The 14,184-nt window shown below is 61.3% G+C and carries 15 protein-coding genes; 6 read left to right on the forward strand and 9 right to left on the reverse strand.

Going from position 1 to position 14,184, the window contains the following annotated elements; translation table 11 throughout:
• Positions 1–10: 10 nt before the first annotated feature.
• The 3 genes from FHT79_RS18060 to FHT79_RS18070 are packed head-to-tail and all read right to left on the reverse strand — an operon-like array spanning position 11 to position 3,007.
• Positions 11–1,183, reverse strand: a complete 1,173-nt coding sequence (locus FHT79_RS18060; protein WP_183903851.1) for a glycoside hydrolase family 88 protein — start codon at positions 1,181–1,183, stop codon at positions 11–13.
• A 4-nt stretch (positions 1,184–1,187) separates the two neighbouring features.
• Positions 1,188–2,024, reverse strand: a complete 837-nt coding sequence (locus FHT79_RS18065; RefSeq protein ID WP_183903852.1) for a carbohydrate ABC transporter permease — start codon at positions 2,022–2,024, stop codon at positions 1,188–1,190.
• Positions 2,021–3,007, reverse strand: a complete 987-nt coding sequence (locus tag FHT79_RS18070; RefSeq protein WP_025554591.1) for a sugar ABC transporter permease — start codon at positions 3,005–3,007, stop codon at positions 2,021–2,023. Before FHT79_RS18070 ends, FHT79_RS18065 begins: the two co-directional genes overlap by 4 nt.
• 130 nt (positions 3,008–3,137) lie before the next feature.
• On the opposite strand from FHT79_RS18070, the gene FHT79_RS18075 reads away from it, so the two are divergent.
• Genes FHT79_RS18075 through FHT79_RS18090 form a run of 4 tightly spaced genes read left to right on the forward strand, consistent with a single transcriptional unit; the run spans position 3,138 to position 7,915 of the window.
• Positions 3,138–4,934, forward strand: a complete 1,797-nt coding sequence (locus FHT79_RS18075) for a heparinase II/III family protein (protein ID WP_183903853.1) — start codon at positions 3,138–3,140, stop codon at positions 4,932–4,934.
• 11 nt (positions 4,935–4,945) lie between these two features.
• A complete protein-coding gene (locus FHT79_RS18080) occupies positions 4,946–5,806 on the forward strand; it encodes a hypothetical protein (RefSeq protein ID WP_063473547.1) in 861 nt (286 codons plus the stop codon).
• Positions 5,807–5,856: 50 nt separating this feature from the next.
• The gene (locus tag FHT79_RS18085; RefSeq protein WP_047618835.1) at positions 5,857–6,525 is read left to right on the forward strand and encodes a response regulator; all 669 of its coding nucleotides are present in this window, start codon (positions 5,857–5,859) and stop codon (positions 6,523–6,525) included.
• Positions 6,515–7,915: a sensor histidine kinase gene (locus FHT79_RS18090; RefSeq protein WP_063473548.1), complete on the forward strand. Its 1,401-nt coding sequence runs from the start codon at positions 6,515–6,517 to the stop codon at positions 7,913–7,915. The genes FHT79_RS18085 and FHT79_RS18090 overlap by 11 nt, the downstream gene beginning before the upstream one ends.
• Before the next feature lie 82 nt (positions 7,916–7,997).
• On the opposite strand, the gene FHT79_RS18095 is transcribed toward FHT79_RS18090, so the two are convergent.
• The 6 genes from FHT79_RS18095 to FHT79_RS18120 all read right to left on the reverse strand — a co-directional run bounded on the left by FHT79_RS18095 (position 7,998) and on the right by FHT79_RS18120 (position 13,356).
• Positions 7,998–8,879: an ABC transporter permease gene (locus FHT79_RS18095; protein ID WP_029733066.1), complete on the reverse strand. Its 882-nt coding sequence runs from the start codon at positions 8,877–8,879 to the stop codon at positions 7,998–8,000.
• Positions 8,880–8,890: 11 nt separating this feature from the next.
• Positions 8,891–9,709 carry an ABC transporter ATP-binding protein gene (locus tag FHT79_RS18100; protein ID WP_029733067.1) on the reverse strand — a complete coding sequence of 273 codons (819 nt, stop codon included), beginning with the start codon at positions 9,707–9,709 and terminating at the stop codon, positions 8,891–8,893.
• Between the two features lie 96 nt (positions 9,710–9,805).
• The gene (locus FHT79_RS18105; RefSeq protein ID WP_029733068.1) at positions 9,806–10,819 is read right to left on the reverse strand and encodes an ABC transporter substrate-binding protein; all 1,014 of its coding nucleotides are present in this window, start codon (positions 10,817–10,819) and stop codon (positions 9,806–9,808) included.
• 96 nt (positions 10,820–10,915) lie between these two features.
• Entirely contained in the window at positions 10,916–11,929 is a 1,014-nt protein-coding gene (locus FHT79_RS18110; protein WP_127431071.1) for a helix-turn-helix domain-containing protein, read from the reverse strand.
• Positions 11,926–12,504, reverse strand: coding sequence for an isochorismatase family protein (locus FHT79_RS18115; RefSeq protein ID WP_029733070.1), 579 nt, complete (start codon positions 12,502–12,504; stop codon positions 11,926–11,928). Before FHT79_RS18115 ends, FHT79_RS18110 begins: the two co-directional genes overlap by 4 nt.
• A gap of 123 nt (positions 12,505–12,627) precedes the next feature.
• Positions 12,628–13,356, reverse strand: a complete 729-nt coding sequence (locus FHT79_RS18120) for a FadR/GntR family transcriptional regulator (RefSeq protein ID WP_127431113.1) — start codon at positions 13,354–13,356, stop codon at positions 12,628–12,630.
• Between the two features lie 290 nt (positions 13,357–13,646).
• Between FHT79_RS18120 and FHT79_RS18125 the strand changes: the two genes are divergently transcribed.
• Together FHT79_RS18125 and FHT79_RS18130 are read left to right on the forward strand one after the other, a co-directional pair.
• On the forward strand, positions 13,647–13,907 hold the full coding sequence (locus FHT79_RS18125; protein WP_047618843.1) for a ribbon-helix-helix domain-containing protein: 261 nt from the start codon (positions 13,647–13,649) through the stop codon (positions 13,905–13,907).
• Positions 13,907–14,182, forward strand: coding sequence for a type II toxin-antitoxin system RelE/ParE family toxin (locus FHT79_RS18130; protein ID WP_082849646.1), 276 nt, complete (start codon positions 13,907–13,909; stop codon positions 14,180–14,182). Before FHT79_RS18125 ends, FHT79_RS18130 begins: the two co-directional genes overlap by 1 nt.
• Positions 14,183–14,184 lie beyond the last annotated feature (2 nt).

Here is a 14,184-nt window from a genome sequence, read left to right on the forward strand (position 1 = left end):
TCTCCTGAATTCACCAATAGGAAGACCAGCTGCGCGAAAGGCGCGTCAAAGCTTCCATGTAATAATAGTCTCCCCAGGAGACGCATTCATCGATGCCCTCGCCGCGGCAGGTGTTGAAGGGCGATTTCTTCGAATAGGTGGCATGCAGCACCAGGCCGTTCGAGACGGTGGGATCCTTGACCGCATAGTGATCGGCAAGGCTCTTCATCATGCGCCGCGCCAGTATGCGATAACGCTCGGCGGCTTCGGCCTCGACGAGATCGGCCATCTCCAGAAGACCGCAGGCGGCGATCGAGGCCGACGAGCTGTCGCGCGGCTCGCCGTCGCCGTCGGAAAAGACGAGATCCCAATAGGGCACCATGTCGGCCGGCAGCCGGTTGAGATAGAAGGCAAGCAGCCGGTCGAAGGTTTGGCGATATTCCTCGATCCGCTCATAGCGATAGGAGAGCGCCATCCCCGAGATTGCCCAGGCCTGTCCGCGCGCCCAGGCGCTGTCGTCCCTGTAGCCCTGCTTGGTCGCGCCGCGCACCGGCGCGCCCGTGGCCGGGTCCATATAGAAGGTGTGGTAGGTGGAATCATCCGGCCGAACCGAATTGGCGAGCGTGGTGCGGGCGTGGGTGAGAGCGATCTCGCGGTATTTCGGATCGCCGGTCTCGCGGCTTGCCCAATAGAGAAGCGGCAGGTTCAGCAGGCAGTCGATGATATAGCGGTATTCTTCCGCCACCCCCTTGCGGCCCCATGCCTGGATGAACTGGCCAACGGGCTGGAAACGCTCGATCAGCTGGTCGGCGGCGAGCAAGGCGGCCCTGCGGCCATCCTCGTCTCGGACGAGCTTCCAGGCGGCGATGCAGGACGGCGAGTAGAGGAAGCCCATATCGTGATGATCGGTCTCGATGCGGTTCACGATCCGATGCAGGAACGATTGGACCTGGATCTGCGCCGCATGTCGGAAGACCGGATCGCCACTATGCTCGAAGGCGAGCCAGAGTTCGCCGGGCCAGAAGCCCGCGGTCCATTGAGTGTTCGCTACAGCCGGATAGAAATTCCCGACACTCGAATGGTTCTGCGAAGCATAGGTGAAAGTAGGAAGGTTGCGGCGGATGTGCGCGACGGCAAGATCGAGCGCGGCTTTCACTTCCTCGTCGGTGATCGGTTGCGGGGCGACGGACGGAACGGCGTTCATGGATTTAACCCTTCAGTCCGGTCGAGGCGATGCCCTCGACGAAGAAGCGCTGGAGAGAGAGGAAGACGATGAGGACCGGAATGAGGGCGACGACGGAGGCCGCCATGATCAGCCCGTATTCGGCCGAATATTGCGAGATGAACATGCGCAGGCCGATCTGAACGGTCTTCAGCTCGGTCTTGGTCAGATAGATCATCGGCCCGAGGAAATCGTTCCAGGTGGTGACGAAGGTGAAGATCGTCAGCGTCGAGAGCGCCGGCTTGGAGAGCGGCAGCATGATGCGCGCCCAGATCTGGTACTCGTTCATGCCATCGATGCGGGCCGCTTCGCAAAGCTCGGTCGGGATCGACATGTAGAACTGCCGCATCAGGAAGACGCCGAAGGCGGTAAAGGCCTGCAGGCAGATCAGCGCCAGATGGGTGTTGTTGAGGCCGAATTCGCGCATCAGCAGGAATTGCGGCACCATATAGACCTGCCAGGGCATGGCGATGGTGGCGATATAGCCGAGGAACAGCGTGTTCTTGTAGGGGAAATTCAGCTTGGCGAAGGCGTAGGCGGCAAAGCTGGAGGTCAACAGCTGCAGCAGCGTGACGATGATCGTCAGCTTCGAGGTGTTGTAGATGAAGAGGGCGAGCGGGATCTTCGTCCAGATATCCACGTAATTCTGCCATTGCGGCTCCGACGGTATCCACTCGATGGGGAAGGCGAAGACGTCGCGGCTGAGCTTCAAGGATGCCGAGAGCATCCAGGCGAAGGGCATCAGCATGACCACCGTGACGGTGATCACGATGGCATAGAGGAGGACCGTTTTGGCGGTGACTCTGCGTCCTGCGATCCTCATGCCTCGTCCTCCCTCTGGCGCCGGAACTGGAAGACGGTGACGGCGAGCACGAGGAAGAACAGAACGAGCGCAACCATGCTGGAATAGCCGAGATCCCAGGAAATGAAGGCTTCGTTGTAGATGTGGTAGACGAGGACGAGCGTCGAAGTGCCGGGGCCGCCCTGGGTGATCATGTAGATCTGGTCGAAGACCTTGAACGACTGGATCGTCAGCATGACGGTGACGAAGAAGGTCGTCGGTCCGAGCTGCGGCACGGTGACATGGATGAACTTCTGCCAGGAATTGGCGCCATCGAGATCGGCGGCCTCATAGAGCTCCGAATTGATGCCCTGCAGGCCGGCCAGATAGATGACCATGTAATAGCCCATGTTCTTCCAGATGCCGAAGAGGATCACCGTCACCATTGCCCAGTGGCGATCGGCAGCCCATCCCGGCATGTTCTTGGGATCGAGGCCCAGCGTGTAGAGGATCATGTTCACCGGTCCCATTTCGGGATTGAAGATCATGTTCCAGACGACCGCGACGGCCACCAGCGAGGCGACATAGGGAAAGAACATCGCCGTGCGGAAGAAATCGCGTCCGACAATCTTCTGGTTGAGGAGGACGGCGAGGCCGAGCGCGCAGAGCAGCGTCGCCGGCACGGAGGCGACCGTATAGATGACTGTGTTCCAGAAGGCCGCGATGAAGGCCTTGTCCTCGAAAAGTCGCCAGAAATTGTCGAGGCCGGCGAAGGTAATCGCATTCGAGCCGTCCCAATGCATGAAGGCGAGCACGAAGGCAAACAGGATCGGGCCGAGCGTGAAGACGGCAAAGCCGAGGAAGTTCGGGGCGATGAAGGAATAGGCGACGAGCGCGCTGCGTATCCTGCGCTGGCGCTTGGACAAGACGGTGGCTTTCCTGCCGGAAGTTGCCAGAGCGCCATCTCCAGCGATGGCCGAATTCGATATGGACACCGATGCCTCCTCTTCCTCTCGCAACCACATAGCACAGTTCCGATACTGGTCAAACAAGTTCTGAATAGATCATACGAATTTAATAGAAAGCGCAAAATACATATGATAGGTGAGCATGCAGGCCAAACGCTCATCAATGCTTTCCGGTGCGGGGAGGGACATGTTCAGCGAGATTTCAGGGGAGCTGCCGGATGTGCTGGGCGATTTCACGCCTGGGTCGGTTTGCTCAGATCGCGCCAGATGGAACTCCGTGCCGCAGACGGTCCGGGAACGGATCATTCGCGACGCCGAAGAGACGCTTGCGCGCGCCTTTCCGCTCATCACCGCCTCGGATTACCGGGAGTTCACCGCAACGGGCAACCGCTCGCGCTTCGAGGAGCTTTATTTCACGCGGCGCCGGATGCTCAACAATCTGGTGCTCGGCGAACTCGTCGAAGGCGGGGCGCGGTTCCTGCCTGGGATTGTCGACGGCATCTGCCTGATTGCCGAGGAGAGCGGCTGGCAGCTCCCGGCGCACAACGCCTATGAACGAAGCGGCGCGCGGCTGCCGCTTCCCGACAATTCACAGCCTGTCGTCGATCTCTTCGCCGCCGAAACGGCGGCGCTGCTTGCCACCGTCGTCGCCTTGCTGGGCGACGCGCTCGACGACATCAGCCCTGAAATTACCGCCCGGGTGGAACGCGAGATCCAGATCCGCATCCTCTCGCCCTATCTCGGCCGGCATTTCTGGTGGATGGGCCGCGGCGAGGAGCGAATGAACAACTGGACGGCCTGGATAAGCCAGAATGTCCTGTTGACGGTCTTCTCGCTGAAAACCGACCAGCCGACGCGCCGTGCTGTTGTCGAAAAGGCGCTCAGCAGCCTCGATGCTTTCCTGAAGGACTATGCCGAGGACGGGGCCTGCGAGGAAGGCGTGCTCTACTATCGCCACGCAGCACTCTGCCTGCATGGCGCGCTGACCATTCTGGATGGCGTAGCGCCGGGCCTGTTCGGCAAGCTCTGGCAACAGCCGAAAATCCGCAGCATGGCTGAATATATCGCCCATATGCATGTGGCCGGCCGCTATTATTTCAACTTCGCCGATTCCTCCGCGGTGGTCGAACCCTGCAGTGTGCGGGAATATCTGTTCGGACAGGCGGTCGGTTCGCAGGTGCTGGCTGAGTTCGCCGCGGCCGACAGGGCGGCCTCCGGAAGCTCGCACCTGCCCGGAGAATGGAACCTCTGGTATCGCGTGCAGGAAGTGCTGATCGGCCCGACGCTTCCCGATGCCGCCCCGCCGCATCCTGCGTCCCGACGCGATATGTTTTATCCCGGCATTGGCCTGTTCATCGCCCGCGACGAACAGTTTTCGCTCGCCGTCAAGGGCGGCAACAATGGCGAGGGCCACAATCACAACGATGTCGGAAGCGTGACGCTCTACAAGAATGGGCGCCCGTTCCTGATCGATGTCGGTGTCGAGACCTATACCGCAAAGACCTTTTCGGCGCGGCGCTACGAGATCTGGACGATGCAATCGGCGTTCCACAACCTGCCGACATTCGCAGGCGTCATGCAGTCGGCCGGCGACACATTCGGCGCGCGAGACGTCGAGGTCGGGTTTGACGAGGAGCGCGCGCGCATATCGCTCGATATAGCAGGCGCCTATCCCGCTGAAGCAGAGCTGCACAGCTACCGGCGCGTCGTTTCCCTGCTGCGCGGCCGCCATGTCGAGATCGTCGACAGCTATGACGGCGGCAAGCCGGCGGTGCTGTCGCTGATGACGTGCCTGGCGCCGACCGTCGCCCCGGACAGGATCGATCTCGCCGATCTCGGCAGCATTTTCGTCGATGGCGGTGGCGAGATCGAAATCGACGAAATCGACGTGGAGGACGCCCGGCTGAGATCGGCCTGGCCCGGGAAAATCTACCGGCTGCGCGTGCCGTTCGCCGGCAGGGTTCTGAGATTGCGGATCGTATGAGGAAGGCGAGCATGGAATTGACGCTGAAGATCGTGGATGCCGATGGGCTGGTGCTGGCAAGCTCCACAGGGCGGGAGGAGACCTTCCTGGTCTATCGACAGAGCTATCGCGAAGGCGATCGCGTGGTCTTGGAGGTCTCCGAGCCTGGACATGTCTTCCTCGCCCTCGATGGCGCGATCCAACCCGGCCTGGTCTATATGAAGGAATGCGCCTATGCCCTCGCCGTGCCCTTCGGCGACAAGCGCAAGCCCTATTCGCCGAATGCCTTCCGGGGTGATCTCCACCGGCTTTCGGCGCGAAGCGCGCGCCCCGACGAGATCGTGCAACGCCGTAATCTCGCTCTCAACCCCTGGGACGATCATGCCAACCGGGCGCTGTTTCCGCATGCGCGCGCCAATGTGGAGACCCGGGGCGAAGCTGCCTTTGCCGCGCGCAACGCGATCGACGGTGAAAAGGCCAACGACGATCACGGCTTCTGGCCCTATACGAGCTGGGGCATCAATCGCGATCCGCAGGCGGCGCTGAAGCTGGAATTCGGCCGGCCGGTCAGCATTGACGAGATCGTCTTCTATCTCCGGGCCGATTTCCCGCATGATTCTTGGTGGAATGAGGCCAGCGTCACTTTCTCGAACGGCAGGACCTCCCGCTTTCCCTTGGTGAAATCGGGTGTTGCTCAGAGCTTTTCCATAGAACCCTGTATCGTCGAATGGGTGGAATTGCATGGGCTGATCAAGGCCGAGGATGCCTCGCCCTTTCCGGCGCTGACCCAGATCGAGATCTGGGGAACGGAAGTGCCGGGCGCCGTCGATCGGGACGTCGCAGTTGCGGCTGAAGATAAACCAGAGCCGGCCGCTCTTCCTCTCAACTTATGACCCCACGGATGCGCTTCCGCCAAGCACTCTGCACATGCTAAGGAGGTCGGATGCGACTGCTTGTGGTGGAGGACAACAAGGATCTGGCGGCCTGGCTGGGGAAAGCCCTGCGACAGGCGCAATATGCTATCGATATTGCCCACGATGGCGAGGATGCGGAGCACATGCTCAAGGTGGCGGAATATGCCGCGATGATCCTCGACCTGGCGCTGCCCAAGCTTGATGGCTTGACGCTCTTGAAACGATTGCGGCAGTCCGGGAACAAACTGCCGGTCATCATCTTGACCGCGAATGCGAGCCTGGACGGTCGTGTGGCGGGGCTCGACAGCGGTGCCGACGACTATCTCGCCAAGCCCTTCGAAATTGCCGAACTCGAGGCGAGGATCCGTGCGGTGGTCCGCCGCGGCCAGGATCGGGCATCCTCCGAGATCACCGTCGGCAATTTGCGCTTCTCCGGTGGAACGCGGCAGTTTTTCGTCGCAGGCGAACCGCTGCAACTGACGCCGCGCGAATATGCCGTTCTTGAACAGCTCGTCATGAAGCTCGGCAACACGATCTCGAAAGCCGCTCTTTCCGAAAGCGTGTTCGGTTTCGACGACGAGGCCGATCCGAGCGCCATCGAAATCTACATCCACAGGCTGCGAAAGAAGCTCGAGAGCAGTTCGGTTCAGATAGCGACGTTGCGCGGGCTCGGTTATCTCCTCCGACATGTCCAGTAGCCTCGTCACAAAGCTGGGCGCCACGATCGCGCGGCTCAGCCAGAGCCTGAGGGTACAGCTGCTCTGCTGGGTGCTGCTCACTCTCTTCGGCGCGATTGGTTTCAATCTTTACGACAGCTTCTGGACGGCGGATGCGACAGCAAAGCTGGTGACGGATCGAACGCTTCTGGCCTCTGCCCGCGTCATAGCTGAAGCCGTCCGCGTCGATGAGGGTGGCAATGTTCAGGTGGACGTGCCGCCTTCCGCGCTGGAGATGTTCGATACAGGCTTCGGCGACCGGGTATTTTACCAGGTCATCACTGTATGGGGCAGTCTGGTGAGCGGTCTTCCCGACCTGCCGTTGCCAGCCGTACAGCGGGCGGGCGAGGATCGTGCGTTCCATGGTGCCGATGTGCGCGTCCTGATGCTCGACCATCCTGTCGTCGGCCTTCCCGATGATGGCACGATCTCGGTCACCGTCGCCGTGACGCATAACAGCCAGTATGCGATGCGAAGGCAGCTATGGCTTTCGGATTTTTCGAAGCAGTTCGTGCTCGTCTTCGTCGCAAGCCTGGTGACCATCCTCGGGCTTCAGCGGGGCTTGGCACCGGCTCTGAGACTGCGGGACGCCGTGCGCCAGCGCGGGCGCAACCGTCTCGATCCGCTGCCGCCCGAGATGGTGCAGAGCGAACTGCGACCGCTCGTTCATGCCCTGAATGACCATATGGAGCGTGTCCAGAACCAGATGGCCGCACAGCGACGCTTTGTATCGAATGCCGCGCATCAACTCAGAACGCCGCTCGCGCTGATTTCGACGCAGGCGAGCGTGGCGGCCCGCGAAGCCGATACGGCTCGCCGCGACGAGGCGCTTTTCGCCCTTCGCACCAGCACGAAGCAGATTTCGCGTCTTGCCAGCCAGCTCCTCACCTTGTCACGGGCCGAGCCCGGAAGCCGCCGTCCGCGCAGCGATACGACCGATCTCAGCAAGGCTGCCCGCGAGATCCTGGAAGCGCATGCCGAAGAGGCGCTCAAGCGCAACATCGATCTCGGACTGGAAGCGGACCGACCGGTCATCGTCGAAGGCGACGCTACGATGCTGCGCGAGATGCTGGTCAACCTCATAGACAACGCCATACGCTATACCTGTGCCAATGGACGGGTGACCGTCGCGATCGGCCAGGCGAACGGCAACGCCGTCGTCACCGTCGAGGACGACGGACCGGGTATTCCGATCGGCGAGCGCGAGCAGGTTTTCGAACGCTTCTACCGGATCATGGGGACCGAAGCCGAGGGGAGCGGTCTGGGGCTTGCGATCGTGCGGGAGGTTGTTGAAGGCGCCGGAGGTTCAGTCTCGCTCGATGACGCGGAAGGCGGTGGGCTGGTCGTGACGGTGCGGCTTCCGCTTGCTTAAACCTCAAGTGCATCAAATGACAGAAGGCCGGGCATGCACCCGGCCTCCTGTTCGATCTGCCTTGGGAGGAGGTCGGATTGGATCACTGCGTATCGAGATGCTGCTGCGGGCGCCACTTCGCCAGGCGGTTCTCGATCAGCGTCATGATATATTCGGCAAAAAGCGTGACGACCATGACGAGGAGGATTGCCGCGAACATGCCGGCGGCATCGAACGTACCCTTGGCGATCGAAATCAGCTGGCCGATGCCGAACCGGGCACCGACGAATTCGCCGACGATTGCGCCGATGATCGCGAAACCAAAGGAGACGTGCAGACTGGCGAAGATCCAGCTCATCGCCGAGGGGATGACCACCGTGCGGGTGACCTGCCAGTCCGAGGCGCCAAGGATGCGCGCATTGGCGATCATGTTGCGGTCGGCCTCGCGCACGCCCTGGAAGGCGTTGGCAAAAACTACGAAGAACACCATGATGAAGGCGAGAGCAACCTTGGACGGCAGGCCGAGACCCATGATCATGATGAAGATCGGGGCGAGAACGACGCGCGGGATCGAGTTGATCGCCTTGATGTAGACGGAGAAGATGTCCGACAGGAAGCGGTTGCGGCCAAGACCGATGCCGACGAAGACGCCGGTGATCGAGCCCGCGAAGAAGCCGATCAAGGCCTCCTCCATCGTCACCCATAGATTATACCAGAGCGAACCTTCCGTGGTGCCTTCGGTCGCCCATTCGTAGAGGCGCTCAACGACGCCGCTCGGGCTCGAATAGAAGAACGGGTCGATCCACTGCATGTTGGAAGAAAGCTCCCACATGCCGATCACGAAGACCAGGATGGCAATCTGCCAGAAGCGCACCGCGGTGTTGCGCCGGCGCATCGCCTTCAGCGCCGACGCCTCGATTTCCGAGTCCGACGTGCCCGGCCGAAACAGGGTGGCCGAACCGGCCTCAAGAGTGGTGTGTGCCATGATATCCTCCCTCAGGCCGCTTCGCTCGCGCGCCGGTAGCTGGTCTCCACCTCCTCGCGGAGGTCTTCCCAGATCGTCTTGCAATAGTCGATGAAGCTCTGCTCGTAGCGGATTTCCGACACGACGCGCGGGCGCGGCAGATCGATCGTATAGACCGACTTGACCGTCGCGGGGCCGGCGGTCAGGACATAGACCTTGTCGGCGAGCGCGACAGCCTCTTCGAGATCATGGGTCACGAACACCACCGAGGCCTTTCGCTCCGCCCACAGCTTCAACAGCTCTTCATGCATGACGGTGCGGGTCTGGACGTCGAGGGCCGAGAAAGGCTCGTCCATCAGCAGAATTTCCGGCTCGTTGATGAAGGTCTGTGCCAGCGAGACGCGCTTGCGCATGCCGCCGGAAAGCTGGTGGGGATAGTGATGGACAAACTTCGAAAGGCCGACGCGGGCCAGCCAGTCGCGTGCGCTCTTTTCCGCTTCAGTGCGCGACTTGCCGCGAAACAGCGGGCCGGCCATGACGTTGTCGATGACGTTTTTCCAGGGAAAGAGCGCGTCGGTCTGGAATGCGAAGCCGACACGCGGGTCGATGCCGGTGATCGGGCCGCCCATCAGCCGGACTTCGCCGGCGCTCGGGCGTGCAAGACCCGTCACGAGGTTGAGGGTCGTCGATTTACCGCAGCCGGTGGGGCCGACGACGGCGACAAACTCTCCGCGGGCGACGGTCATGTTGAAATCGCGCAAGGCGGTAAGGGACTTGCCGGTCGGCGAGACGAAGCGGCGGCTGACATTGATCAGCTCGATCGCCGGAATCTGGTTGTTGTCATGTTGCATGATGATACCTGAAGCGTGCCTTTGGGCGCGTGCACGCAATGCCCATGGATCGATCGGTTGGCCGCTTCCGGTTGGTGCCGGAAGCGGCGTGACGCCCTACTTGACGTTCTTGACGAATTCCGTCGTGTAGGTCTTGGACAAGTCGATCTGCTTGCCCTTGACGTTCTTGGAGAACTCCGAGAGCACGGCAAGCACGGTTTTCGGACCGTCTTCCGGCATGACGCCATCGGGCGTGAACATGCCCTTGCCCTCGTCGAGAGCCTTGATGTAGCCGTCCTTGTCGCCGACGTAGAAGTCCTTCGGCATCTTGTCGGCGATCTCGGCGGCGGAATGCGTGTTGATATAGCGCAGCGTCTTGACGAAGGCGTTGGCGAGCTTCTGTGCCTCTTCCTTGTGCGCGTCGACCCAGGAGGCCTCCATGTAGAGCGAGGCGGCCGGATAGGTGCCGCCGAGCGCTTGACGGGTCGACTCGACCGTGCGCATGTCGACGAGCACACTCGCTTCGCCTGTTTTGACCATGCGCGAAATCGTCGGCTCGGTGGTCATGCCGGCCTGGATCTGGTCCTGTTGCATGGCGGCGATGAAGGTGCCGCCGGCGCCGACTGGAACCGTCACGACGTCGCCGGGCTTCAGGCCGGCCTTCGAGGCCATGAAGAGGGTCAGGAAGTTGGTGGACGAGCCGAGACCGGTGACGCCGAGGCTCTTGCCCTTGAAGTCGGCCGGCGACTTGATGTCGGGATGTTTGCTCGAGACCATCTCGACTTCGCCCGGCGCCTGGCTGAACTGGACGATGGATTCGACGAATTTGCCTTTGGCCTGCAGGTCCACACAGTGGTCGTAGAAGCCGACCACGCCCTGGACGGCGCCGGCCAGAAGCTGGTTTTCAGCATCGACGCCGGCGGCTTCGTTCAAGAGCTCGACGTCGAGACCCTCGTCCTTGAAATAACCGAGCGATTCGGCAAGTTTGGCGGGCAGATAGATCTGCTTCTCATAACCGCCGACCATGATGGTGATCTTGTCGGCTGCGTTTGCGGCACTCGTAGCGAAAGATGCTGCGGCGAGAAGCGTCGAAAAGGCGACGGTGTGAAAAAGGCTGCGTGAAGAACGCATGGAAATCTCCTCCTGTGGTTTGCTCGCATCGTCGTCTCGCCACCCTTGACCCGTGTCTCCTCCACGATGCTGCCCCTTCCTATGACGTCGAAGCTTTCAACTAGCTTTCAGCTGCAGCCGCGACCGTGCCGTGCTCGGCGGGCCATCATTCAGACGATTCCAGGCTCGGCGCAGCTGCCGCGCCGAGCCGAAGCCGGCGCGCATGGCGACGGCCTCCATGTCCAGTCGCGAACCGGCGAGCATCTCGCGGGCAAGAGCCACGCGCATACGGTTGACGAAATCCGTAACGCTCATGCCCGTCTGCTCGTTGAACAGCCGTGAAAGGTTGCGCGGGCTGGCGCCGCTGAGGCGGGCGAGCAATGCCACCGACCAGTCCCGAGAGGGGTCGGCGACCACTGCATCCTGCGCACGATGAATGACCGGGTGGATATGGTTGCGACCTTCGAGCCAGGGCGAAAGTTGCGGATCCGAGCCGCCGCGCCTGAGATAGACGACAAGGTATCGCGCCACCGCAAGCGCACAGGCATGTCCCGCCGCTTCGGCGACGATATGCAACATGAGGTCTATGCCGGCGGTGATGCCGGCGCTGGTGAGGCGGTCTCCATCCTCGACATAGAGCCGGTTGTCCCGGACGCGCGCCGTCGGCGCGAGCCGGGTCAGATCTTCCATGCAGCCGTGATGGGTGGTGCACTCGCGGCCGTCGAGCATTCCGGCCTCGGCAGCGAGCAATGCGCCCGAGCAGATCGAGACCAGTCGAATTCCTGGACGAATGGCGCGCTGCAGCCATGCGACAATGGCAGCCTGGTCGGCGCGTTCCTGTTCGTCCCGCCGATGGCTGCTTTCCATCGGAACGTCGGTGCTGCCGGCAATGACGACAAGCGCGCTATCGGGCAAGCATTCCGGCAATGCTGCGACGCCCGTAACGGCAAGGCCGATCGAGCTGCCGACCGTCGCCGACGGGCCGATATAGGTGACGGTGAAGCGCACTGTGGGCTGTTCGAGGTTTGCCTTGCGCAGCACTTCGATCGGACCGGCCACGTCGAGCAGCAGCACGCGCGGCGGCACGACGACGAAGACCGGAATATCGAAGGGCTGCGCGGCGTCTGTCATGCGGCGAGTGGCTTTTCACGCCCCGCCAGGGCCTGTTCGACGGTCGCGATCCGAGCGAAACGGCCTGACAGGACCAGTTCGGTCCGGTCCCGGATTTCTCTCGCACTCCAGGTGCGCCCTGTGGCGTCGGTCATCGGGAAGGTCAGGGTCGCTTCGCCGACATAGTCGACTTGATAGCCGAGATCGGAGGCGTGGCGGGTGGTGGTCTCGCAGCACTGTTCGGTGCGGATGCCGGAGACGAGGAGACGACGGACGCCGTTCTCGGTCAGCCACACGTCGAGACCCGAACCGACCAGGGCGCTATGGCGGTTTTTCCTGAATGTAGCCTTCGGCGCGATCCTGAGCGGTGCGAGTGTCCTGACGAACCCGGATGCCTCCGAAAACGGCGCGTTTTCATCGACATGGAAGATCTGGATGACGGGTATTCCGTCGGCTTCCGCGCCGTCGATCAACGCCTGCTGACGATCGATGTAGGCGGATGCCAGGTTTTCATCCCAGTAATCGCGTTGTCTGAAAGACTCTTGGGCGTCGATAACGAGAAGGACAGTATCATGGCCGGACATTTTTTGCTCCATGGCGGTTGATCATGAAGCCATATTCGGCAATTTGATGGCACGGGAAAATGCGCGCGCCGGACAAATAGCGGACAATTCGCGCCAATCGCTACGGGCGCTTTCAGACAGTTCCTCGACCGACTATCAGCTGGTAAAGCTTCGCAGATCCTTCAGCAGCTTGCGGTACCTTGCCTGGCTGCCGACCAGATGCTCGCGCATCGCATTTCGGGCGGCCTGATCGTCCCTGTCGGAAATGGCAACGACGATCGCCTCGTGCTCTCTGTGGATCAGCCTTCGGTAGGCGGTCTGTTCGGCTGTCCTTGTTTCCGGGACCAGCCTGGACTGCGGGATGATCGCCGAGCCCTGGGACTCCAGGAACTGCCGGAATAGCGGATTGTTCGTGGCTTCGGCGATGGCGGCATGGAGTTCGAGATCGGCCTCGCGAATGGATTGGTCGCTCTCGATGCACTTGAGAATTTTCCGGTGGCATTCGAAAATCGCCTCCTCCTGCGCGGGCGAGCGGCGCAAGGCCGCAAGACCGGCAGCTTCGATTTCGACAGGCGTTCTGATCTCGAGCACTTCCAGATCGGAAACAACGCGGGCCTTGTCGGCTTTCCCAGCGGAGACAGCCGGATCGGCGCCGAGGACGAAGATGCCTGCCCCCTGGCGCACCTCGACAAGCCCGTCGGAGCGAAGCGCAGCCACCGCCTCGCGCACGACGGTCCGGCTGACGCTATGCGTTTCGGTCAGTTCATGCTCGCTCGGAAGCTTGTCGCCGGCAGAATACTGGCCGCTCAATATGGCTTGCCGAAGGCTTTCGCCGACCTGTGAGACCAGCGACCCGGAGCCTTTGCTGCGATCCTTCATCTGCATAGCCACGCCTGCCCCCGCATCGGCTTGATCCGAATGCCGTCCAAACGCACGGCACTGCGAAACTCATGATTCATCACACATGTATGACAAATTTCGCGCTCTTTCAATGGTCGCGGCAGTCGGGCTTGTTCCTTGGCGGTTTTTACTTGGAGATCAGCCGCTGTGTTTTAGCGCAAACTCTCGGCATTCCGTCAGTCCGCCGACATGTTTCGAGCTTTTCTGAGATATAGGTGACTGGATATAATCAGAATTAATCGCTATGATTATAAGTGATTGACAAGGAGTTTTCGATGGAGACCAAAGTTCTGACTGCCCATGTTCCACTGCCGCTTGCGCAGAAGGTCGATCAACTTGCATCGCGGCTCGAACGCTCGCGCGGCTGGATCGTCAAGCAGGCACTGACTGCATGGATCGACCAGGAAGAGGAGCGTCGGCGTTTGACGCTTGAGGCGTTGGCCGACGTGGATAGTGGAAACGTTGTCGATCACCAGGCTGTTCAGGCCTGGGCTGATAGTCTTGACAGTGACGAGCCGATTTCGTTGCCCCGGTGATGGAAGTCAAATGGACGAACAAAGCGGTTTCGGATGTTACCCGCTTATACGACTTTCTCTCTCCGGTCGACCGGCGGGCTGCGGCCCGAACCGTACAGGCGCTGACGGCAGCCCCTGCGCGGCTGCTTGAGCAGCCACGTCTCGGCGAGCGACTCGAGGAGTTTGATCCTCGAGAGGTTCGCCGCATTCTCGTCGGCCGTTACGAGCTCCGCTACGAAATCCAGCAGTCGACAATCTATGTATTGCGGCTTTGGCATACGCGGGAAGATCGGTAGAA

The organism is Rhizobium sp. BK212 (assembly GCF_014197475.1).
Taxonomy (GTDB): Bacteria; Pseudomonadota; Alphaproteobacteria; order Rhizobiales; family Rhizobiaceae; genus Rhizobium; species Rhizobium anhuiense.